General features: G+C 63.2%; 8 protein-coding genes. 5 read left to right on the top strand and 3 right to left on the bottom strand.

Annotated elements, in window-relative coordinates; translation table 11 throughout:
- The first annotated feature begins 425 nt into the window (after window positions 1-425).
- From gspE to AYR47_RS18840, 4 genes are all read left to right on the top strand, one after another.
- Complete coding sequence (gene gspE, locus AYR47_RS18825) at window positions 426-1844, top strand: type II secretion system ATPase GspE (protein ID WP_033901448.1); 1419 nt, start codon at window positions 426-428, stop codon at window positions 1842-1844.
- On the top strand, window positions 1844-3055 hold the full coding sequence (gene gspF, locus AYR47_RS18830; RefSeq protein ID WP_033901449.1) for a type II secretion system inner membrane protein GspF: 1212 nt from the start codon (window positions 1844-1846) through the stop codon (window positions 3053-3055). Before gspE ends, gspF begins: the two co-directional genes overlap by 1 nt.
- 336 nt (window positions 3056-3391) lie before the next feature.
- Window positions 3392-4582: a substrate-binding domain-containing protein gene (locus AYR47_RS18835; RefSeq protein WP_033901450.1), complete on the top strand. Its 1191-nt coding sequence runs from the start codon at window positions 3392-3394 to the stop codon at window positions 4580-4582.
- A gap of 204 nt (window positions 4583-4786) precedes the next feature.
- The gene (locus AYR47_RS18840; RefSeq protein WP_061436295.1) at window positions 4787-16825 is read left to right on the top strand and encodes a filamentous haemagglutinin family protein; all 12039 of its coding nucleotides are present in this window, start codon (window positions 4787-4789) and stop codon (window positions 16823-16825) included.
- 67 nt (window positions 16826-16892) lie between these two features.
- On the opposite strand, the gene AYR47_RS18845 is transcribed toward AYR47_RS18840, so the two are convergent.
- The 3 genes from AYR47_RS18845 to AYR47_RS18855 all read right to left on the bottom strand — a co-directional run bounded on the left by AYR47_RS18845 (window position 16893) and on the right by AYR47_RS18855 (window position 22070).
- Window positions 16893-18479: a hypothetical protein gene (locus tag AYR47_RS18845; protein WP_082781510.1), complete on the bottom strand. Its 1587-nt coding sequence runs from the start codon at window positions 18477-18479 to the stop codon at window positions 16893-16895.
- Between the two features lie 67 nt (window positions 18480-18546).
- Window positions 18547-20280 (bottom strand): hypothetical protein, encoded by a 1734-nt coding sequence (locus AYR47_RS18850; RefSeq protein WP_061436297.1) that lies wholly within the window; start codon window positions 20278-20280, stop codon window positions 18547-18549.
- Complete coding sequence (locus AYR47_RS18855; protein WP_061436298.1) at window positions 20277-22070, bottom strand: tyrosinase family protein; 1794 nt, start codon at window positions 22068-22070, stop codon at window positions 20277-20279. Before AYR47_RS18855 ends, AYR47_RS18850 begins: the two co-directional genes overlap by 4 nt.
- A 158-nt stretch (window positions 22071-22228) precedes the next feature.
- Here AYR47_RS18855 and AYR47_RS18860 point away from each other — a divergent pair, with 158 nt between their 5' ends.
- Complete coding sequence (locus AYR47_RS18860) at window positions 22229-22693, top strand: Lrp/AsnC family transcriptional regulator (protein ID WP_033901455.1); 465 nt, start codon at window positions 22229-22231, stop codon at window positions 22691-22693.
- The last annotated feature ends 372 nt before the right edge of the window (window positions 22694-23065 follow it).

A 23065-nucleotide genomic window follows, 5' to 3' on the forward strand; every position in this document is an offset into this window, starting at 1 on the left:
CGCCCGCATCGCAGCGGTGCGGCGATCCGACAAGCCAGCTCCCACAGAAAAGCCATCTGCGGTGCACAAAAAACAGCCTTTGCTCCACACCACTCAAGCCGGCTGTCAGGCCGCTGTGCTTTTGATTTTGATTTTGATCTTAGGCGCCCCGTCAAACACGCTGGCCGGAATTCGGCAGGGATTTGGGGGGTAAACCGGCAGGGATGCCGGTTTAGCCGCCCCGCGCCATGGATGGCGCGTGGCGGCGGCCCCCCAAATCACTGTCGGATTACGGGCATACCGAGCCTAGGCGAGGTACCGAGTGTTGGGGCAAGAGCCCTTTGGTTACTTTGGGGCTTTTCCAAAGTGACCCGCTGTAAGAGCGGAACCAATAGCCGCCGTTACCCAAAAAACGGATATGTACACCCACAACCAGGGCAAAACTCATGAGCCTATTGCCCTACGCTTGGGCCAAATCCCAACGCATCCTCCTACGCCCCACCGAAGCCGGCCACCTGCTAACCGTGTGCCCCTCAACCCCCGGCTGGTCCATCAGCGAAGTCCACCGCCAATTCGGCCAATCCCACATCGAACACGTGCGCGACGACGAACTCGACGGCCTGCTCACCAGCGCCTACGCCGACACCGGCAGTGCCGCCGCCGTAGTGGGCGCCGCCGAAAACGAAGTCGACCTCGACCGCCTCATGCAAGACATGCCCGAAATCACCGACCTGCTCGACACCCAGGACGGTGCCCCGGTGATCCGCATGATCAACGCCTTGCTCACCCAAGCCGCCCGCGACGAAGCCAGCGACATCCACATCGAGCCCTACGAAACCCACTCCGTGGTGCGCTACCGCGTCGACGGCACCCTGCGTGACGTGGTCTCGCCGCGCAAGGCCCTGCATGGCGCGCTGGTCTCACGGATCAAGATCATGGCCCAACTCGATATCGCCGAAAAACGCCTGCCCCAGGACGGCCGTATCGCCCTGCGCGTAGCCGGGCGGCCCATCGACATTCGCGTGTCCACGGTGCCCACCGGCCATGGCGAACGCGTCGTCATGCGCCTGCTGGACAAACAAGCCGGGCGCCTGCAGCTGGAAACCCTGGGCATGGAACCGCAATTGCTGGCACGCCTGGACACGCTGATCCGCCAACCCCACGGCATCGTGCTGGTCACCGGCCCCACCGGCAGTGGCAAGACCACCAGCCTGTACGCCGCCCTGGCGCGGCTGGATGCGAGCACCAGCAACATCCTCACCGTGGAAGACCCGGTGGAATACGACCTGCCGGGCATCAGCCAGATCCAGGTCAACGCCAAAATCGACATGACCTTCGGCCTGGCCCTGCGGGCGATCCTTCGCCAAGACCCGGACATCATCATGATCGGTGAAATCCGTGACCTGGAGACCGCGCAAATCGCCGTACAGGCCTCGCTCACCGGCCACCTGGTGCTGGCGACCTTGCACACCAACGATGCGGTGTCGGCGGTCAACCGGCTGATTGATATGGGCGTCGAACCGTTCCTGTTGGCCTCGTCGTTGCTCGGTGTATTGGCCCAGCGCCTGGTGCGTCGCCTGTGCCCGCACTGCAAGCAGGAAGACCCGGCCGCGCCGGGCACGTGGCGTCCGGTTGGGTGTGCGCAGTGCAACCAGATCGGCTACAGCGGCCGAACCGGTATCCATGAATTGTTTTGCGTCGATGACGATGTACGCAGCCTGATCCACCAAGGGGCCAACGAGCAGGACCTGCGCCTGGCCGCGCGCCGAGCCGGGATGTTCAGCATGCGTGAAGACGGCGAGCGCTGGGTGCGCAGCGGCGCCACAGCGCCCGAAGAAATCCTGCGTGTGACACGGGACGCCTGATGAATCGCTATCGTTATGAAGCCGCCGATGCCAGCGGCAAAGTCGAGGCTGGGCACGTGGAGGCCGACAGCCAGAGCGCGGCGTTTGCCAACCTGCGTAGCCGGGGTTTGACGGCATTGCTGGTGCAGATCGAAGGCGGCCAGCAGACGGCGGCTGGCAGCAGCCTGTTCACCGCCAAACTATCGGACAACGACCTGGCGTGGGCCACGCGGCAACTGGCGAGCCTGTTGGGCGCGAGCCTGCCGTTGGAAGCCGCCTTGAGTGCCACGGTGGAGCAGGCCGAGAAAAAACACATCGCCCAGACCCTTGCCGCTGTGCGCGCCGACGTACGCGGCGGCATGCGTCTGGCGGACGCGTTGGCGGCGCGGCCGAGGGATTTTCCGTCGATCTACCGCGCGTTGATTGCGGCGGGGGAGGAGTCCGGCGACCTGGCCCAGGTGATGGAGCGCCTGGCTGACTATATCGAGGAACGCAATAACCTGCGCGGCAAGATCCTCACCGCGTTCATCTACCCCGGCGTGGTGGGGCTGGTGTCCATCGGCATTGTGATTTTCCTGCTGAGCTACGTGGTGCCGCAGGTGGTCAGTGCGTTTTCCCAGGCGCGTCAGGATTTGCCGGGTTTGACCCTGGCGATGCTCAACGCCAGTGACTTTATTCGCGCCTGGGGCTGGCTGTGTTTTGCCGGGATCGTTGGCGGCTTCTGGAGCTGGCGCTTGTATTTGCGTAACCCGGTGGCGCGCTTGAATTGGCATAGCCGTGTCTTGGGGTTGCCGCTGATCGGGCGTTTTGTGCTGGGCCTGAACACCGCGCGGTTTGCCTCGACCCTGGCGATTCTCGGCGGTGCCGGGGTGCCGTTGTTGCGCGCCCTGGAAGCGGCGCGGCAGACCCTGTCCAATGATCGCCTGAGCCAGTGCGTCAACGACGCCACTGCCAAGGTGCGCGAGGGCGTCAACCTGGCCCCGGCGTTGGCGGTGGAGAAAGTGTTCCCGCCGGTGCTGATCCACCTGATCGCCAGCGGCGAGAAAACCGGCTCGCTGCCACCGATGCTGGAGCGTGCGGCGCAGACGTTGTCGCGGGATATTGAGCGAAGGGCCATGGGCATGACCGCGTTGCTGGAGCCGCTGATGATCGTGGTGATGGGCGCTGTGGTGCTGGTGATTGTCATGGCGGTGCTGTTGCCGATCATTGAAATCAATCAACTGGTCACCTAGCTCACCCGACCGACCTCGGGTTCCTCATTCCGTCATCTTTCTTGCGCGTCACACGGCCCGCGCTGTCTCCAGCCCAGGGCCCTCGACCGTTGCTGAAACCTTGCTGTCACCTGCGCCCAAACCGCTCAAAACCATGACCAAAACACCCGAGAATCTTTTTAAAAATCAAGGTGTTCCTCCCGAGGTTTTTTCCCACAGCTGTCATCGGAAACTGCGACTTTCTCTCCATGGTTTTCACCCCCAGCCACCCCCGCAATACGGCTTGGGACCGAAGCCATGGCGTCATGCAAGAGCCATCTACCCCAAACGTACAAACACGACGAAAGGAGATTCTTCATGTTTAAGCGCAACGTTCTCGCGGTATCCATGACCCTCGCTGCACTGTGCTCGGCACAGGCTGCATTCGCTGACGTAAACGGCGGCGGCGCAACTCTGCCACAACCGCTGTACCAGACTGCCGGCGTACTCACTGCCGGTTTCGCCCCTTACATCGGCGTGGGCAGCGGCAACGGCAAGGCTGCCTTCCTGAACAACGACTACACCAAGTTCGTGGCTGGCGTGACTAACAAGAACGTGCACTGGGCTGGCAGCGATTCGAAGCTGACCGCGACTGAACTGTCGACCTACGCCTCTGCCAAGCAACCTACCTGGGGCAAGCTGATCCAGGTGCCTTCGGTGGCCACGTCGGTTGCCATTCCGTTCAACAAGGCTGGCGATGCCAACGTTGACCTGAGCGTCCAGGAACTGTGCGGCGTGTTCTCCGGCCGTATCACTGACTGGAGCGAAATCTCCGGCGCCGACCGTACCGGCCCGATCACTGTGGTTTACCGCAGCGAAAGCAGCGGCACAACTGAGCTGTTCACCCGCTTCCTCAATGCCAAGTGCACCGAGGCTGGCGCCTTCGCTATCACCACTTCGTTCGGTTCCAGCTACGCCGGCGGCCTGCCTGCAGGTGCTGTATCGGCTACCGGTAGCCAAGGTGTGATGACTGCCCTGGCCGCCAGCGACGGCCGCATCACCTACATGAGCCCTGACTACGCTGCTTCCACCTTGGCAGGCCTGGACGACGCCACCAAGGTTGCTCGCGTAGGTAAAGACGAAGAAAACGGCATCGAAGGTGTGTCGCCAGCGCCTGATAACGTTTCGGCAGCCATCGGCCTGGTACAGGTGCCTGCCACCAGCCCTACCAGCATCCGCGCCAACCAGGACAATTGGGTTCCGGTGTTCGGTAAAGCGGGTACCGCCGGCGTTGTGGCTTACCCGACTTCGGGTTACCCAATCCTCGGTTTCACCAACCTGATCTTCAGCCAGTGCTACGCCAACGCCGGCCAGACCACCCAAGTGCGTGATTTCTTCACCAAGCACTTCGGCGCAACCGCCAACAACGACGCCGCCATTTCGGCCAACCGTTTCGTGCCACTGCCAGCTAACTGGAAAACCGCCATCACCGACACTTTCCTGACTGCCAGCAGCGACCTGAGCATCGGCAACACCAACATCTGCAACGGCAAAGGTCGTCCGCTGTAACCCAAGTTTTCACCGACCTGTAACACCCGATCAGCAACGGCCTGTGCCGTTGCTGATTTTTGCGTTTGTGTCGTTTTGTCCCGCGTTACCAGCCGGATGTGAACTTTCCATGACAGAAGTTCAGTCGCGCCCCTCGCCAACCGCCTAACCCTCATACGTGAGCTTGTCTTGCCCCTGGGCTAAAACAAAGAAGGAAGATTCCAGATGGTCCGCTGCAAATCACCGGTAAACCTGAAAGCCCAAGCGACTGTCCTGCGCCTCAAGCCGTTGGCCCATGCCATTGCGCTGTTGATGGTGGCGGGTAATGCCCAGGCGGCCACAGCGTTCAGTTCCGGCTGGTTTGCCGACAAGGGCGCGTCCCAGGCGGCCACGGCGGCGCGCACTGGCGCGGGCCAGGTGCCGGGGATTCCATCGTTGAACCAGCAGGCGCGGGTCAAGCAGCAGTTGTCGCGCTCCATCAGCACCTTGAACACCAGCGTCGCGGCGATTGCGGCCCAGCAGGCTGCGCAAGCGGCGGGGCGCCAGGCGGCGTTCGGCCAGGTCTCGAATATTCCCGATGGCCTGGGCAAGGGTGGCCTGCAAGTGGACAACGGCCTGACCCAGGGTTGGACCAACGCCAAGGGCCCGACCCAGAGCCAGTCCGGTGGCAAGACCACGGTGACCATCGAGCAGACCGCTGATAAGGCGATCCTCAACTGGGAGACGTTCAACGTCGGGCGCAACACCACCGTGGATTTCCAGCAGCAGTCCAGTTGGGCGGTGCTCAACCGCGTCAACGACCCCAACGCGCGGCCCAGCGAGATCCAGGGCCAGATCAATGGCGCCGGTACGGTGATGATCATGAACCGCAACGGCGTGGTATTCAGCGGCACCAGCCAGGTCAACGTGCGTAACCTGGTGGCGGCGGCAGCGACCATCACCGACGAACAGTTCACCCAGCGCGGCCTCTACGTCGACGCTAACGGCAGCCAGCCGACCTTCACCGATGCGGTAGGCAAAGTCGAGGTGCAACGCGGCGCCGTGATCCAGACCCGTAACCCGGCCACGTCTACCGAAGCGGGCGGCTACGCCTTGCTGCTGGGCGCGGAAGTGGAAAACGCCGGCACTATCATCACCGCCAAGGGCCAGACCACCCTGGCCGCCGGTGACAGCTTCTACATTCGCAAGGGCGTCGGCACCACCGGCAACGACCGCTCCACCACGCGCGGCAACGAGGTGGCGACCAGTCTCAACGCCGGCAGCAGCGCCGGCAAAGTCACCAACAGCGGTCTGATCATGGCCTCCACCGGCGACATCACCCTGACCGGGCATCAGGTGCAACAAAACGGCGTGGCCCTGGCTAGCACCTCGGTGGACACACGCGGCACGATTCACCTGCTCAACTCCACCACCGACAGCACCGGCAGCGTGACCCTGGGCGAGGGCAGCACCACCGCGATCCTGCTGGACAGCAGTGGCAGCACCGCGCTCAACGGGCAGAAGGACAACGGCCTGATCAAGCTCGACGGCACGCCCGCGAACCTGATCACCGGCCAGTTCAATAACCTCAGCGCCGTGGCGGACCGCACTGACCAGTCACGCATCGAGATCGTCAGCGGCGGTACGGTTGACTTCCAGAAAGGCTCGATCACCCTCGCCACCGGCGGCCAGGTGGCGGTCAGTGCAACCGGGCGCAGCCTGGTGCGCGATGGCGCGATGATCGATGTGTCGGGTGCGGTCGGCGTCAAGGTGTCGATGGAATCCAACAACATCAAGATCAACGTGCAGGGCAACGAGCAGCGCGATGCACCGGTCAACCGAGACGGCGGGCAACTGATCAACAACGATGTGTGGGTGGACCTGCGTGAGCTGGTGTTTGTACCAGCGGGCACCAACGGCTATGCGACGGATCGTTGGTACACCGCTGGCGGCCTGCTGGAGGTGGGTGGCTACCTCGGCACCCAGGGCCACTCGGTCGGCGAATGGATGGCCCAGGGCGGTACCGTGACCTTTACCGGCAACGATGTGGTGACCCAGCAGGGCGCGCAGATCAACCTGTCCGGCGGCACCGTGGATGTGCAGGCCGGTTATATCCAGCAGACCTGGCTCAAGGGCCCGAATGGCCGGTTGTATGAACTGTCCAAGGCGCCGGGCGACATCCTCTACTCGGGGTTGTACAAAGGCTATGAAGACAACAGCGTGCGCTGGGGCCAAACCGAGTATTACTACAACCCGCTGATTGCGCCGCAACGTCGTTATGAGGCCGGCTACACCGTGGGCCGCGACGCCGGCAAGCTGGTGATAGGCACCTCTAGCGCGGTGCTGGAAGGCCAGGTGATCAGTGATGTGTTCCAGGGCGACCGCCAGACCCAGGCGCCGAACATCAACCTTGACGGTTACCAGCAATCCCAGAGAGCCATGGCCCGGCGGGCGCAGTTGATCATCGGCCAGTACATTCCGATCTACAACAAGACCACCGGCACCTTGCGCTATGCCCTCAGCGGCACCGCCGACCAGGTGCTGATCGATAGTAATACGCAGAAAATCGCCGACGGCTTGGACCTCACCACCGCCTTGCCGGCGGACCGCCAAGGCAAGATGGTGCTCGACAGTGACCAGCTCAACGGTTACCAGTTGGGTGCGATCAAGGTCGGCGCCACGCAGCAGATCACCGTCAACGGCGCGCTCAAGGTGGCGGACGGCGGTGATATCACCCTGTTCGGACCTAGGGTTGATATCAATGCGAACCTGACCGCCCATGGCGGCAGTCTCAATGCGGGCAATATCCTCGGCCAGGTCAACCCGCTCAAGGCCGGGGCCGTTGAGGATGCCATCGTGGCGGGGGCGGGCACCGTCAACCTCGCCAGCGGCGTGAAACTGGACGCCAGCGGGCGCTGGAACAACCTGCCACTGAACCCTGCCGATACCGGCGGCGTGGCCTATGTCAATGGCGGCAAAATATCGCTGCGTGGCACCGGCAATGTGAACCTGGCAGACGGCAGTGTGGTAGACGCTTCTTCCGGCGCCACCCTTGGTGTGGATGGCAAGCTCATCGGCGGCAAAGGCGGCGACGTGACCTTGGCGTCCCTCGCTGCATTGGCGCTAGGCGGTGAGATTCGCGGCTACGGCGTCACGGGCGGCGGCACCCTGGCGTTGCAGGCGCGCAAGGTACAGATCGGCGACAGTGCCACGGTGCCCGCCGCCGACACCTTGAAACTGGCCGGGGATTTTTTCAACAAGGGCTTCTCCGCCTACGACATCACCGGCAACGAAGGGCTGCTGGTCACCGACGGTACCCAGGTGGATGTGACCACACCGGTCTACCGTTTGGGCCAGCAGACGTCATCCACTCCGAGTGGCAGCGACCCTGCCACTGCCCTGGAGCGCTGGACACCGGCGCTTTACCAGGAAGACGCCGCCAAGAGCGTGCTGACCCAGCGCCGCGGCGCAAGCCTGGCACTGACCGCCGGCCATCGCGATTCGACCGCCGCCGAGCTGGCAACCACCGCCCTGACCGTGGGCAAGGGCGCGGTCATCAACGTCGACCCCGGCCAGGGCATCAACCTGCGCAGCGTCGGCCAACTTACCCTGGACGGCACCCTCAATGCCTGGGGCGGCAGCGTCAGCCTCGGCGGCTTGACAGTGCAGGCTTCCGAGGCGGTCAACGCCGCTGGCCATGGCCGCTCGATCTGGGTGGGCGAGAACGCGCTGATCGACGTCGCCTCCCGCGCGTTCACGGCGGTGAACAATCGTGGCGGTGTCTACGGCCAGGTGCGCAATGGCGGCAAGATCAGCATCGGCGGCGACATCGACCTGGCCACCGGCATTGCCAAGGCCAGCGACTTGTTTGTGGTGGTGCGCGACGGCGCACGCCTGGATGCGTCCGGTACCCAGGCGGCGCTGGATGTTCCAGGCCAGGGTCGGGTGCAGGTGGCCAGCAATGGCGGCAGCATCAGCTTCGCGTCCAACAACGGCCTGTATTTGGACGGCAGCTTCTTCGCCCGTGCCGGTGGCGCCGGTGCGGCGGGGGGCAGTTTGTCCGTGGCCCTGGAAAGTCCTTACTATGCCAAGAATGCGGTCACCGACCGCGTGCTTACCCTTCGCGAACTGGTACTGAGCCAAACCCACCAGGGCAGCACATTGCCGGACACTGCCGACGCGGCGGCCGCCAGCCTGGAATATGGCCATGGTCGCCTTGGGGTGGACCAGGTCAGCGCTGGCGGTTTCGACAACCTCGCTGTGTTGAGCGACGGAATGCTGGGCTTCGACGGTGACGTATCCCTGAAAATGGGCCAGAGCCTGCGCCTCTACAGCGGCGCCATGGGCCTGACAGAGCAGGCTGCGGCCAACTCACGTATCAACCTGTCGGCGCCGTACCTGTTACTGGCGGGCATCCTTGAGCCGCTGGAAGCCAAGGACCAGTATCTGCACCCGGTATTGACCACCGGCATGTCGCAGCGCACGAGCCAAGCGCTGTTTGCGGCAAACGCTAACCTGATCGATGTGCGCGGCAATGTCCTGTTCGGCAATAACAGTAACCTACCGCTGAGCGACACCAGCCTGGTCAACGTCGACCGTCGCGGGTTCGATGATGTGCAACTGACCAGCCAGGGCGACCTGCGCTTTCTGGCCGGAGCGGGGGCGGATGTGATCGCCACAGGTATCAGTACGCAACTGATGACCCAGGGGGACATGACGCTGCGCGCGGCGCAGTTGTATCCAGCGACGGAAGTCGGGGCGCGGGTATTGGCGGGCTACCTGAGTGGCGACCCCACTGGAGGCTTCTCCTACGATCCAACCCGTACTTTGACCATCGCTCACGCCGGGAATGGCAACGCTGCCATACCGTACTCGGCGTTCGGCCGCTTGCTATTGGGCGGCCCCACTGTCAAGCAAGGTGGGGTGGTACGTGCGCCGTTGGGATTGATCGAAATCGGCAATCGGGGGACCAGCAAGGTCGAACTGTTGCCCGGCAGCCTCACCTCGGTGAGCGCAAAGGGCCTGGTACTGCCTTACGGCGGGACGACCGATGGCCAGATCTATCAGTACAACGGCAAGACCGTCACCTTTCTTGGCCAGGGCGGCAAACTGAACGCGAACGCTGGCCTGAGCGTCGGTGTGATCATGGGCGGGCAGTCAGTGGCGGTGCTACCTGACGCCACCCTGGATTTGTCCGGCGGTGGCGAACTGCTCGGCGCCGGGTTTGTCTCCGGGCGTGGTGGCTCTACGGACGCCCGCTACAACCCGTTGGTGCAGTTCGGTGCCAACGGCGGGTTTGTGCTGCCGGGGCTGGCGACCAACCCGATCTATGCGATTGTGCCAGGCGCGCAACCGGGCTACGCGCCGGTGGCGCCCGAAGGCGGCGCAGTCGACCCGCTGATCGGCCAGCAAATCACGATAGGCGCAGGCGTGCCTGGGCTGGCGGCGGGTACCTATACCTTGATGCCGTCCACCTATGCCTTGATGCCGGGGGCTTTCCGAGTAGAAATCAACGGCCTGGCCGGCGTCGGCAGTGAAGGCTTGGCCCAGGCCATGCGCAACGGCTCCTGGTCGACGGCGGGGCGTCTGTCTATCGCCAATACCGGGATCGCCAACAGCATCGCGAGCCAAGTGATCCTGACGTCCGCCGATACGTTGCGCCGCTACTCCCAGTACAACGAAACCGGCTATGCGCAATTCGCCATGGCCGATGCCGCCAGGCTCGGTGTGCCACGGCCATTGTTGCCGGTGGACGCCAAGACGTTGCAATTGGCCCTGCAAGCTGGTGCGGGCGCAGATGCGTTTTCGTTCCAGGGCGTCGGGCGCTTTGAAGCCGCCACGGGCGGTTTCGGCGGCACCGTGTCGGTGATGAACACAGGCTCAATTGGCAAGGACATCGAAATCGTCGGGCCAGGCAAGCAGGTTAGCAACGGGTTCAGCGGCGTCACCCTGGATGCGGAAAGCCTCAATGCATTGGGCGCTGCCCGCTTGATGATCGGCGGGATGACTGTCGTCGTTTACGGTCAGGGTGGTAACTACGTTGAAGTGGCCGGCGGCACCACGGGCGCCCTTATCCTACGCGACGGTGCGACCTTGGCGGCGCCGGAGGTGTTCCTGGTGGCCTCCAGCGGATCCATCGTGGTGGAGCAGGGCGCTTCGATCAATACTATCGGACGTGGCAAGGCCAGTTATGACGCGCGCGATGGCTTTGTCTACAACCTGGCCAACGTGTTGGCGGTGTCCAATGGCTTGCTCAATGTGGTTGCCAAGACGCAACCGCTGGCGGGTAAGGGTATCCAGATCGGGGTCTGCAACAGTGCGCCCTGCAGTGGGCAAACGGCTCTGTATTCAGAAGGCAGTATCGTCGCCTTGACCGACAGCACCCTGCAAATGAGTGACCAGGTGCGCTACGGCACCCGCCACCTCAACCTGGGGTTGACCAGTATCAACGTCGGCAGCCCGCAAGCCTTGGCAGATGCGGCGGCGGCCAATCGTCTGCCGGCAGGGTTGACCCTCACTCAAGACGTGCTCAACCGCCTGCTGCGCGGCGATACCCAATTTGGCGCACCGGCTCTGGAAACCTTGCAGTTGTCGGCACGGGACAGCTTCAACTTCTATGGCACCACGACCCTGGACACCTATGACGCAGTTACCGGCAAGTCGCTGCTGAACAACTTGATGCTCTCCACACCGGCGATTTACGGCTCTGGAGGCGCCAGTGATGTGGCGACCATCCGCACTGCCAACTTGATCTGGCAAGGCGCCGAGGCCCTGCCTGGCACGGTGGTGGCGGGCGGTGCGGGCACTGGCAACGGGCGCCTGGATATCAACGCCGAGCGCATCGAATTCGGCTATGGCGCGTTTGCCCAGAGCAGCACGGCGGCGACGTTGGACCGTCTGGCCCTGGGCTTTGCCAACGTCAACCTCAAGGCCAGTGATCGCATCACGGCCAATCACAAGGGCAGCCTCTCGGTGTACCAAAGCCAGGGCGCCTTTGACAAAGTCAAGGGCTTTGCCTACAGCGGCGGCAACCTGAATATCCTGACCCCGTTGATGACGGGTGAGGCCGGCTCGGTGAACAAAATCACCGCCGGTGGTGCGATTGATATCAGTGCTTCGGCCGGCCCGGTGGGCAAGGTGGAGGGCCTGGGGGGCGAGTTGTCCTTGCAGGGCGATAGCCTGCGAGTGGCCAGCGCGGTGGTACTGCCCAGCGGCAAAGTCACCTTGGGCGCCCGTGGTGATGTAGTGCTGACCGATACCGCATCGATTGATGTGTCCGGCCGGGACATTGCGTTCAATGATCTGACCAAATACAGCGCCGGCGGCGACGTGTTGCTGGAAAGCCGCGAGGGCAATGTGCTGCAGGCGGCGGGTTCGACCATCGACCTGTCGGCCAAGTACAACCAGGCAGGCAAACTGCGCGCCGTGGCTGTCGGTGGCGCGGCCGGCACCGTCGACCTCACGGGCAAGATCCTTGGCAGCAGCAGCGGTTACTACGATGCCGGCGGCACCCTGGTGCCGTACCAGGCAGGTGCGGTGGAGGTCCAGGCCCAGCACTTGGGGGGGAGTGGCAGCTTGAGCGACCAATTCGCCGCCCTCAACCAGCGCCTCAACCAAGGCCAGGTGTACGGTGCGCGCAGTTTCCAACTCAAGCAGGGCGACTTGATCATCGGTAACGACGTCAAGGCCAACACCGTGAATGTCTCGGTGGACAATGGCAGTCTGCGCGTGACCGGCCGGGTGGACGCCAGCGGCGAGCGCGTGGGCAATATCAACCTGGCCGGCAAGAACGGCCTGACCCTGGATGGCAGCGCTGTGCTCGACGCCCATGGCACGCAATTACGCGTGGACAGCTATGGCAAGATCATCGACTCGCCGAACCGCGCCACTGTGGTCCTGGGTTCCGGCACCGGCCAGCTGACCCTGGCCGATGGCATGCGCATCGACGTGCGCCATGGCACCGAAACCGCCACCGGCAATGACGGGCGCAATCGCGGCACGCTGGAGCTGAATGCACCGCGCCTGGGCGCCAACGACATTGCGATCGACGCCAGCGGCAACCTGACGATCGTGGGCGCGCGCTCGATCAACCTCAACGGCATGGTCACCTACGACGACGCGCCAACCAAGACTAATCCGACTGCCAGCGGCAAGCCGTATCAGGAAATCACCCAGGATTACTTGAATGACATCCATGGGCTGAGCACGACATTCATCACTGAGGCGTTGAAAAACACAAACTTGTTGCAAAACAAGCTGGCCGGCCTGAACAACGCCACTTACGGCGATACCTTCCACCTGCGCCCTGGCGTTGAAATCATCAGCAAAACCCCGGATGGCGACCTGGTGGTGCAGGGTGACCTGAACCTGTCCGGCTATCGCTACGCCAGCCTCACGTCGCCGACCCATGCAGTGACCGAGGCCGGCAGCCTGACCTTGCGTGCCGGCGGTGACCTGAATATCTACGGCAGCATCAACGACGGTTTTGCAGAGCCTGGGGCGACTCCGGATGACAAAGGCTGGGTGCTGCGTGCCGGCATCGACTACACCGGCGGTACGATCACGGTGCCGGGTGACGGCGTGACCCTGGCGGACGGCACCACGTTCCCTGGCGGCACGATTCTCAACTTCGACCTGCCGATCAAGGCCCGCAGCCTGCCTATCGGTACGCGGTTGCCGGTGGCGGTGACGCTCAATTCGACGTTGGCACTGCCGGCCGGTACGGTACTGGCGGGTGCTGTACGTAATGCCGCGGGCACTGTGTTGTATCCGGCGGGCACGATATTGACCGCACGCGTGAGCTTACCGAGCGGCAGCATCCTGGATGCCGGTACGGTGTTGGTGAGTCTCACCAGTGTGCGGGTGATGACTTGGCCGGCAGGCGTGCCGTTACCGGGGAAACTGGGCAGCGCCGCGACGGTGACCCTCAGTGGTGCCAAGCTGCTGCCGCGTGGGGCGCTGTTGCCAGTGGGCACCAACGTCAAGTTGCCGGGTGGCGTCGCGTCGGTAGACCTGCGTGCGGGGGGGCAGGGCAAGCTTTGGGCAGTGGCGCCGATGTTGCCAGAGGGTTCGCAGTCTTGGTCGATGCGTCTGGTGGCCGGGGCCGATACCCAGGCGGCGGACAGCCGCCTGCTGCAGCCCCATCCACAGGCAGGCAATCTGCGCCTGGCGGACAGTCACTCGTCAGTCAATAACCTGGTGGCGGGCGGCAGCCCGCGTTTCAGCGTGATCCGCACTGGCGCGGCGGACCTCGAATTGCTGGCCGGGGGCGACCTGAGCATGGATTCGTTGTTTGGCGTCTATACCGCCGGCAGCTCCGCCGCGAGTGCGTCCAGCGAATGGTTCCCGGAAGGCGGGGGGAATTTGTTGGTGAAGACGGGCGGCAACCTGACGGGGAACATCACCAGTGAGGCTGGGGATCTGGGGCGTCCGGTCGCGGGTGATGTGGGTTATGACTCCGCCAACGTAGGCGCTTGGTTGTGGCGTCAAGGCAACGGCCTGTCGGGTAGCCAGGCCAAGGCAACCGCCTGGTGGATCAACTTTGGCGCTTATACCCCTAACTATGTATTGAACAATGCGCCTGATCACATGCTCGGTTTCACCGGGTTCGGCACGCTGGGCGGGGGTAACCTGAATGTCGACGTCGGCGGCGATGCCGGGATCATCAGGCCACTGGCCACGGGTTTTGTACCTGTGAACGTCAACGCCCGTAGCCAAGGTTTGGTGCTGGCGGTGGGCAGCACTGGCCGTGTCGCGGCGGATGGCAGCCTGCAGCTCACCGGGGGTGGCGATCTGAATGTTCGGGTAGGTGGGGCCGTGAACCCAGGCAGTCAAATCACAACGGGCCATCTCAACGGCGCGGTGGTGGATCTGCGCGGGCATGTTCAATTGACGGGCGGTGCCCTGGGTAGCCTGACCTTGCGTTATGGCAACCAGCCCCAGAATCAGAGCCCCAGTGAGACACGCGCCTATGATTCGATACGCTCAACCTCTGCCACGGCGGCCGGGGGGTGGAGTTTGATGCCGGGTGACGCGACCTTCAGCCTGGCCACTCGCGGTGATCTGGTGTTGCAGGATGTCGCGGATCCGGGGCGTGCGCCACAGATGAATACGTGGGCGTATGACAACAATGGGGTCATGGGGGTGGGGCAGACATGGTTCAGCCTGTGGACCCCTGGCACTGCAATCGACCTGTTCTCCGCGGGTGGCAATCTCACGCCGCTGACCGACACCACTGAATCGGATATGGCTGCGGTGTATCCCGCCACATTACGCGCGGTAGCCGCCAACGGCAGCCTGTATTACGGGCGTGCCTCGGCCTTCAACACCAGTCCTCCACCTCCGCTCAAAGCGCTGGTGTTGGCGCCGTCTGCGCAGGGTCAACTGCAGCTGTTGGCGGGGGACTCTATCTATGGCGGTGACTTGACCATCAGCCGCTCCAGCGCCGCTGCGGATACCCTGGCGACGATTCTGCGCCCAGCGTTCCAAGGGTACGTAAAAAACCCTGTGTCCGGCGTTTATCGTCTTGTGGACGGTAATGCTTCCACGGATGCTGTTCGCGCCGAACTGGGTGGCATTGCGCCTCTGTTTGCTTTCGGTGCAAATACTGCCAGCACCTCATGGGGAGATGCCTTGGAGCCCGCGCGTTTCTATGCCTTGACCGGTGACCTGCTGGGTGTCAACAGCGGGCGTTCGATCACCATTACTACCTCGACTGACCCGCGTTTTGGGCAGACCTATCATGAAGGTGCAGGTGCGGTGTGGATGTCGGCCGGGCGAGACATCGTCGGCAGTGGTACACGATTGAGCGGTGCCAGCGGTGGTGACGCGGGGGCTGTCGAATACAGCATCGTCGGTAATCTGTTCATGCACAACGGACCCACCGATGTTTCCATCGTCAGCGCCGGCCGCGACATTCTCTTCAGCAGCTTTAACGTCGCAGGGCCGGGCACCCTGGAAGTCAGTGCCGGCCGCAATATCCTGATGGACGACAAAGTCGGCATTACCAGCCTCGGCGCGGTGGCCGCAGGCGATAACCGCCCTGGCGCCAGTATCGTGATGCAAGCCGGTGTAGGCCCCAACGGCCCGGATTACCTTCGTTTCGTCGAGGCCTACCTGAACCCGGTCAACCTGGCGCAGCCGGGCGAGTCGCTCCAGGGCAGCAAGGTGGCCAAGACCTACGAAAACGAGCTGATCGGCTGGTTGGCCGAGCGCTTCGGTTTTGTCGGCGACACCACTCAGGCCCGCGCTTACTACACGGCGCTGCCGGCTGAACAGCAACGGGTGTTTGCCCGCGATGTGTACTTCGCTGAACTCAAGGCCGCCGGCCGTGAGTACAACCAGGAGGGCAGCGTGCGCCAGGGCAGTTACTTGCGTGGCCGCGAGGCGATTGCAGCGCTGTTCCCGGACAAGGACGTGGCCGGCAACCCGGTCACCTACAAAGGCGACATCACGATGTTCGGCGGCGCGGGCGTGCACACCAACTTCGGTGGCTCGATCCAGATGCTCACCCCCGGCGGCAGCCAGACCTTCGGCATCGAAGGCACGGCGCCGCCGTCGACAGCAGGTGTGATCACCCAGGGCGCGGGGGACATCCAGCTGTATTCCCTGGGCAGCATCCTGCTTGGCCAGAGCCGCATCATGACCACCTTTGGCGGTTCGATCATGGGCTGGACCAGCGAAGGCGACATCAACGCCGGGCGTGGCTCCAAGACCACCGTGGTGTACACGCCGCCCAAGCGTGTCTACGACAACTGGGGCAATGTGGGCCTGTCGCCATCGGTGCCGAGCACGGGTGCGGGGATCGCCACGCTCAACCCGATTCCGGAAGTGCCGGCGGGGGACATCGACCTGATCGCGCCGCTGGGCACCATCGATGCGGGCGAGGCGGGCATTCGTGTGTCGGGCAACGTCAACATCGCCGCCTTGCGTGTGGTGAACGCGGCGAACATCCAGACTCAGGGCAAGTCGTCCGGGGTGCCGGTGTCTGCGGCGGTCAACACCAACGCCATGAGTTCGGCCAGCGCGGCCGGGGCGGCGGCGTCCCAGGCGGCGGAAGACGCGGCGCGCAGCCAGCAGGCAGCGGCCAAGCAGGGCCGGCCGTCGATCATGACGGTTGAGGTGTTGAGCCTCGGCAGCGAGCCATTGCCACAGGAGCCTGCACCGGCGCAGAAAACCTCTGGCTACAACCCCAACAGCCCAGTGCAGGTACTGGGCGCGGGGCCGCTGAGTGAACAGGCGCGGGCGCGGCTGACGGATGAGGAGCGTAAGCAGATCAGCCTGTAAGACTTTGGAAAGGACCTCTCGTTGTACTGTTCGGGGCGATCACTGATCGCCCCTTTTTTTGCCTCGGCTACGGATTGTCCTTGAGGGTCTTGAACGCCTCGATGCGTTTGATCAGGCGCGTATTTTTCGCGGAGTCGGCATTGCCGAACAGGAACGAGAAATCCGACGCCAGTTTGGACCCGCCGGCAATCGTCGCGTACTGATGGCAGTCGTTGCAGTTGTCGCTCTGCACATAGGTTTCCATCGTGGTGTTGGCGACGACGACACTCTGGTCGCTGACAAACGGCCCATAGGACAGCGGCACCTTCACGTTGGGCCCAGGGCCTGGATCGTTGGGCGCGTTGGGCGTCTTGGACCACAGCACATTCACCAGTTTGTAGTACTGGAACACCGACTGGCCCTGGGTCTTCTGCGCGAAAGTCTGCTGCACCGCCGTGTTCAGCGCTTGCAGGTCTTGGGGCGTGGCATTGGCCCGCGTGGCCTGCACCGGCTGATCAAGGGGCGTGCAGTTGGGCGGTGTGTGGGTGGCATCGCACTGCACCCGTGCGACGTTGGGCGTGCACGCGTCACCGGTGCAGGCCGGGTTGTTGAAGCTGTAGCCGCCGGGCGGGGTGGCGCCGCCGTCGGGCACGTTGTCGACCTGCTCGAAGGTGGTCCAGATGAAGTTCGGCTGGGTCTGGGTCTTGTTGATGATGTGCAGGCCCACCAGGCCCACTACTTCCTGGGTGCATTGCAGCGTATCCGGGCGTTGCAGCCAGGCGACGGTGGTCAGGTAACGCCCGTACAGCTCGGGTTTGTTGGTGAGTACGCGCCAGGCCGCCTTGAGTTCCAGGGCGCCGAGTTCTTCCTGGGGCAGCGCCTGGGCCGGCAGCTCACGTACCAGTTTGCCGGCGGGCAATGACAGGCCGGCCGGGTGCCGGTTGTCGCTGTTCTGCGCAACGATCAGTTGGTTGGCGGCGTCGTACAGCCCGTTGTCGACGATGTAGTCGAACTCGGCCTTGCCGACCTTGCGCTCGAAAAACACCAGGTTGCCCGACTGGTCCGTGAGCCAGCCGCCGGAAGCCTCCATGATCGAATCCGGCAAGGTCACCTGGGTGCCGCTGGACAAGTGGAAGCGGTGTTTGCGGTTGATCGCGCTTTCGGAGGTGGCCGTAATGAATTTACGCGCGCCCGTGGAAAACGCCTTGAGGTTGCCGGTGGCGGTGCAATTGGACGGCACCCGGGTTTCCACGCCCCAGCCGGAGGGCTTGGGCGCCCCGGGCAGGAAGATCTCGCTGGCATCCTTGTAGCTGGCCCATACCGGGGCATTGCTCATGGGCTGGCCGGGCGTTGGCGGCACGCCGAACTGGGCCGCGGTGCTTTGCGTGTCCGGCTCCCCGGCCAGGCTCGGGTTGGCTGGCCAGCCGGGGTTGACCGGCCAGTTCATGGCGATGAACAACTGCCAGCCAAAACAGTTGAGAAAGTCCTGCTCGGTGCCGAAGTTGTTCACCGGCAGGAAGCCGCCGCTGGTGGGGTCGAACACCAACTGACTGACGCAGCTCTGGGCATCTGACGCCGCGCTGACCGGTGCGGGTGCGAAGGGGAGAAGGGCGCAGGTGATCCAGCACAACACATTCAAGCGTGCCCGGCGCAGCGGGCGAAGCCATCCGTTCATGGTCGCATTCCTTGCTCAAGACTCAAGAGGCGGCCGCCCACGCCAGGCATGGGCGGCCGGCAGGCACTCAGGCGACGGGCACCAGCGCCAGGCCACTTTCCCATGGGTGCTGGGTGGCGCTGGGGTTGGCGGCTTCGCTGGGGTTCAGCGCGCGCACGCTGACCAGCCCCGGCGCCGCGTTGCTGCTGACGGTGACGGTCATGATGTAGCCCTGGGTGCCGCCGCTGTCGGTCTGCCCAGGAATCGCCGAAGCATCCGGCAGGAACTGCGTGACCTGGGCCGTGATGCCTGGGTTGGAGAACTGCACCCGTGCATCCGCCGCCGTGGTGTTCGGGTCGGCGCCTTGCACCACCAGCACGAACTGGCCTGAGCTGCCGGGCGCAAAGCTGGCCGGCAAGTCGCTGGGGGATTGGCCGTAGAACAGGTCAATCGGCAGCAACTGCACGGGCCAGGGTTGCGCATCGGTATTGTTGGCCGCCACGCAATCGCACTCCTTGGGCGTGCCGCTGAGCGGTGCCGGGGTGACGCTCAAGGCCACATTCAGCTCGTTGGCGATCACCCACACGTAGTCAATCGGCGTGCCGTTGATGGTGATGTCATTGATCGAGAACCCCGCGCTGGCCGGCACCTCGAACACCGCCTGCAGAATCTGGTCGGAGTTGTTCGGCCCGGTGCCGGCGGTGCCACGGGTGATGCGCCAGTAGCTGCTCACATCCTGGCCTTGCGGGCCTTTCCAGGTGCTGAAGGACTTGGGTTGTTGCAGGTACAGGCCGATGGGGTTGGTCAAGGAAATCAGGGCTTTCACGGCTTCCTGGTTAGCGGAAAAACCGATATGCGGATCGGAATTGCGATAGTTCTGCCCGTACTGGGCGCAGCAGATCAGGCTTTGCTGGTTACGGCTGCTGTTGAGCGGGCGCAAGATAGTCGCCGCCGCTGCCAGGTAGATTTCGGCACTCAAGGTATTGGGGCCGGAGGTCAGGTGCATCGCGCCGCCCGATACGCCGGGAATACGCACGGTGCCGGAATTCCATTTGTTCACGGTGTCGTAGGCGGGCTGGCCGGTGGTGGGGTCAAGCACCGGGTCACCGGCCTTGCCGGTCGGGCCGTTGGCGGTGTAGCGCAGGTACAGGTCTTCGATCTTCACTTGTGGGTCGACATAGGCTTTGTACAGCCCCAGCACGGCCTGCGGGTCGATGTTCCACATGGTCAGGAAATACGCCGGGTTCTCGCTGGTGAACATGATGCTGCGCATGTTGCCGTCGGGGTCGCGGGTGATCGACCACTCGCAGTATTCATCCAGCCAGCCCCTTGGGCCCGAAGGTGAAAAGTCGGCGTAGGGGCCGTTCCAGTTGATGGACTTGCACAGCACGCTGGGGATCTGCAGTTGGGTCGCCTTCGGGTCCGGGTAGAGCGAATACAGGGTGTTGTTGAGGGTGATCTGGCCGTGATCGGTCAACTGCATCACCTGGTCCAGGGTCATGGCCTTGCCACCCAGTTGCGGGACCACGGCGGCGCCATTGTTATAGAAAAACGTCCACAGCCGGTTGGGGAAGGGCTGCCAGGTGATGGTCACTGGCGTCTGTGTGCCGTAGCCGCTTTCGATCGGGTTGTAGTAGCCCGAGCGTGGTGCGTCGTTGAGGTTGGACCAGGGGTTGCCGATCACCGACATCTGGGTCCAGCCGGTGACGTTGTTGTTCCAGTCGGTTTCGAAGGTCGGCAACTGGTTTTCCAGGCCTAGCTTGTTGTAGTCCTTGGGGGCTTGTTCGGCCGGGGAGGTGAATTGGGTGAAGGGCGTGCTCATGTCGGTTCTCCAGCATTGGCGGTGGTGGAAGTGGAGCAGCAACCGGTACCCGGAGCGGGCCCGGCAGAGGTTTGGCGTGGGTCGTCCCACACCAGTTGCGCGATAAAGCCAGGCAGCGGCGCGTATGCATCGGGCGTCAATACCTGGCCAGTATCGGGATGGGTCACGATCAGCGATAACTGCGCTGTATCGCTCGGTTTAAGGTTCAGCGCCTGGGCGTTGCGCGCGGCATTCAGTGCGCGGCAGACGCCCTGGGTGATGCAGCGGCCCTTGTCGTCCACCAGGCCCATGCCGATGCGGCTGAAGCGTCCGACGTAATGCGGGTTGTCGGTATTCGCGTGTTGCGCCGTGGCGTCCGGTTGGTTGAGGAAAACGTCGATCAGGTAAGTGTCGTGGGTGCAGCGCACGTGATCGAACACCACCCAGGGGCCGGTGATGGCAGCCTTTTGCTGATGGCAGCACGCAGCCTTGGCTGCGCCGAACTGCGGGGCCACCGGGGTGCCGTAGTCGTAGCCGATGTGCCGGCTGTCCTGGGCCATGTCACCCAGAGTGGTGTAGCGCCAGGCGTCGGCGCTGGTGAAGCTCACCTCAGCCGCCTGATGGCCAGCGAAGGGCTGCAACAGGCATTGGGTGGTGTACTGCGCCGCCGGGTTGGCGCGGATCCAGACTTCCAGCATGCGGTCAATATTGGCGTGGTAGGAGCAGAACACCGGGTCGAACGCGGTGTAGGCGTTGTCGGCCATGTCACCACCGATCCAGCCGTGATAGTTGTCGTGGGGCTGCTCGTAGAGCCCGTCGAAATTCAGCGCGCGGTTGGGATACAGGTCATTCGGTTGCGGCGGGTCGAAGCTGGTGATGTTGGCCCAGGGGTAACCCGGCACCCCTTGGGGCTGGCTAAATGTGGTGAACGTGAGCGCATCGACCACCTGCTGCTGGAAGATCCGGCTCATGCCATACAGTTGGGTGCGCTCGAAACGAAAGGCCTCGCCCTGGGTATAGAACAGCGGGTTGCGCTGCACATACAGGCAATCCACGTCCCCGACCGGCGCGGTGGCGCACACCTTGGAACAGCCGTCTTTGGCCGCCGCATAACGCAACGGGTTGCGCCGCACTTCGCCGGTCTGCGGGTGCACATAGGTTTCATCAAGGAACGCCTGGGGCAGACCGGCCTGGGGGCTGCCGTCGATGCTGGCGTCGGCGGCCATCCAGTCCCAGTAAGGGATCGCGCAGTCGATCAACGCTTCGAGGTACAGCAGATAGGCGCGATGCCACAGGGCGAAGGCTTCCTGGTAATGCAGGCACCAGTTGGTATGGATGTAGGCGTAACGCTGCCAGGGCGAACCGCTGTCGGGGTCGCTGATGCGCATCACGTCATCCAGTTTGGCGCGGTACAGGTTCAGTTCGTCGGCGCTCAGCGAGCGGATGTCCTGGCGTACGCGCTTGACCGGGTGCGGCAGCGCTGGTGGCGGGATGCGCTCGGCCAGGTCAAACGGCGAGATGCTGTCCAGCCGCCAACCCTGGTTGACCCACAGGCGGAAGGTTTCCAGGGCATCGATGGGCCAGAACTGCTGTTGGTCGCTGGTCAGCGGCATGTTGCGCGAGGCGAGGTGCTGGTAGATGGTTTCCGACCAGGTCTTGACTGACGCCGGGTCTTCCAGGAACACATCGTAGGCATTCATGCAGCCGATCCAAGTGGCCGCAACGGCGGCGCGCTGGCTGGCGGGTATCCAGTAGGGTGCGCTGAAAAGTCCTTGGATATCAGCGGTCCATGTCGGTTTCGCGACTATCATAAGATCCCTCTCATGCCGCCTTGAGGCCAGGTGTTGGCCAGGCTGCTAAGCTGAATCGATGTTAACTAGCCACTGCGCAGGATTTGTGCAAATTGGCCCGTCAATGCGACGGATTCATTGCAATTTTCAAGGACGATTTAGAACCGATGACAGACGCCATGGATTTGAAGATCCTGGGCAAGTTGCAAAAGGATTGCGACCAGAGCCTGGAGTTGTTGAGCGACAGTGTGGGGCTGTCTTCCACCAGTTGTTACCGGCGGATTCGTCGGATGGAGAGCGTGGGGATTATCAAGGCGAAAGTGGCGGTCTTGGATGAGCGCAAGTTGGGGATCCAGGTGACGGCGTTTTTTCTGATCAAGCTGGATAGGGACAGTAATGATATTGATCGCAGGATGCAGCACATACTCTCTGGTCATCCGGAGATTCAGGACTGCTACTTGATGACCGGGGAGTTTGATTTTGTGATGGTGGCGAAGTTTCGGGATGCTGCGGAGTACACCGAGTATATCTATCGGTTTTTGGAGACTTATCGGGATATTCCGATTCGGACTTATTCTTCTACGTTGGTGGTTCGGACGGTTAAGAAGTCTTATGAGTTGCCGTTGCAGGGGGTGGGGTTTTGATTGAGTACATATCCGTTATTTGAGTGATGGCCACTATTGGTTCCGCTCTTACAGCGGGTCACTTTTGAAAAGCGCAAAAGTAACCAAAACGCTCTTGCCCCAACACTCGGCACCTCGCTTAGGCTCGGTGTGCCCTCACTCCGGCTTGAATCCGTGGGCCGCCGCGATGGGCCATCCTTGGCCCAGCGCGGCTAACCCGGCGTCCTGCCGGGTTACCCACGGATTCAAGCCTGCGTTCGGCCAGCGTGTTTAACGGGGCGCCTAAGATCAAAAGCAGAAGCAAAGCGCGGCGGCCTTAGAGCCGACCGGTATTGTGTGGTCGAACTCGGTCAAATGTGGGAGCAACTGGCTTGCCTGCGATGGCATCAACGC

The sequence above is a fragment of the Pseudomonas azotoformans genome (genome assembly GCF_001579805.1).
GTDB lineage: Bacteria > Pseudomonadota > Gammaproteobacteria > Pseudomonadales > Pseudomonadaceae > Aquipseudomonas > Aquipseudomonas azotoformans_A.

Bases quoted from the DNA above. Each gene is read 5' to 3' on its own strand.
- gspE (WP_033901448.1), top strand. From the start codon at position 426: ATGAGCCTATTGCCCTACGCTTGGGCCAAATCCCAACGCATCCTCCTA.
- gspF (WP_033901449.1), top strand. From the start codon at position 1,844: ATGAATCGCTATCGTTATGAAGCCGCCGATGCCAGCGGCAAAGTCGAG.
- AYR47_RS18835 (WP_033901450.1), top strand. From the start codon at position 3,392: ATGTTTAAGCGCAACGTTCTCGCGGTATCCATGACCCTCGCTGCACTG.
- AYR47_RS18840 (WP_061436295.1), top strand. From the start codon at position 4,787: ATGGTCCGCTGCAAATCACCGGTAAACCTGAAAGCCCAAGCGACTGTC.
- AYR47_RS18845 (WP_082781510.1), bottom strand. From the start codon at position 18,479: ATGAACGGATGGCTTCGCCCGCTGCGCCGGGCACGCTTGAATGTGTTG.
- AYR47_RS18850 (WP_061436297.1), bottom strand. From the start codon at position 20,280: ATGAGCACGCCCTTCACCCAATTCACCTCCCCGGCCGAACAAGCCCCC.
- AYR47_RS18855 (WP_061436298.1), bottom strand. From the start codon at position 22,070: ATGATAGTCGCGAAACCGACATGGACCGCTGATATCCAAGGACTTTTC.
- AYR47_RS18860 (WP_033901455.1), top strand. From the start codon at position 22,229: ATGGATTTGAAGATCCTGGGCAAGTTGCAAAAGGATTGCGACCAGAGC.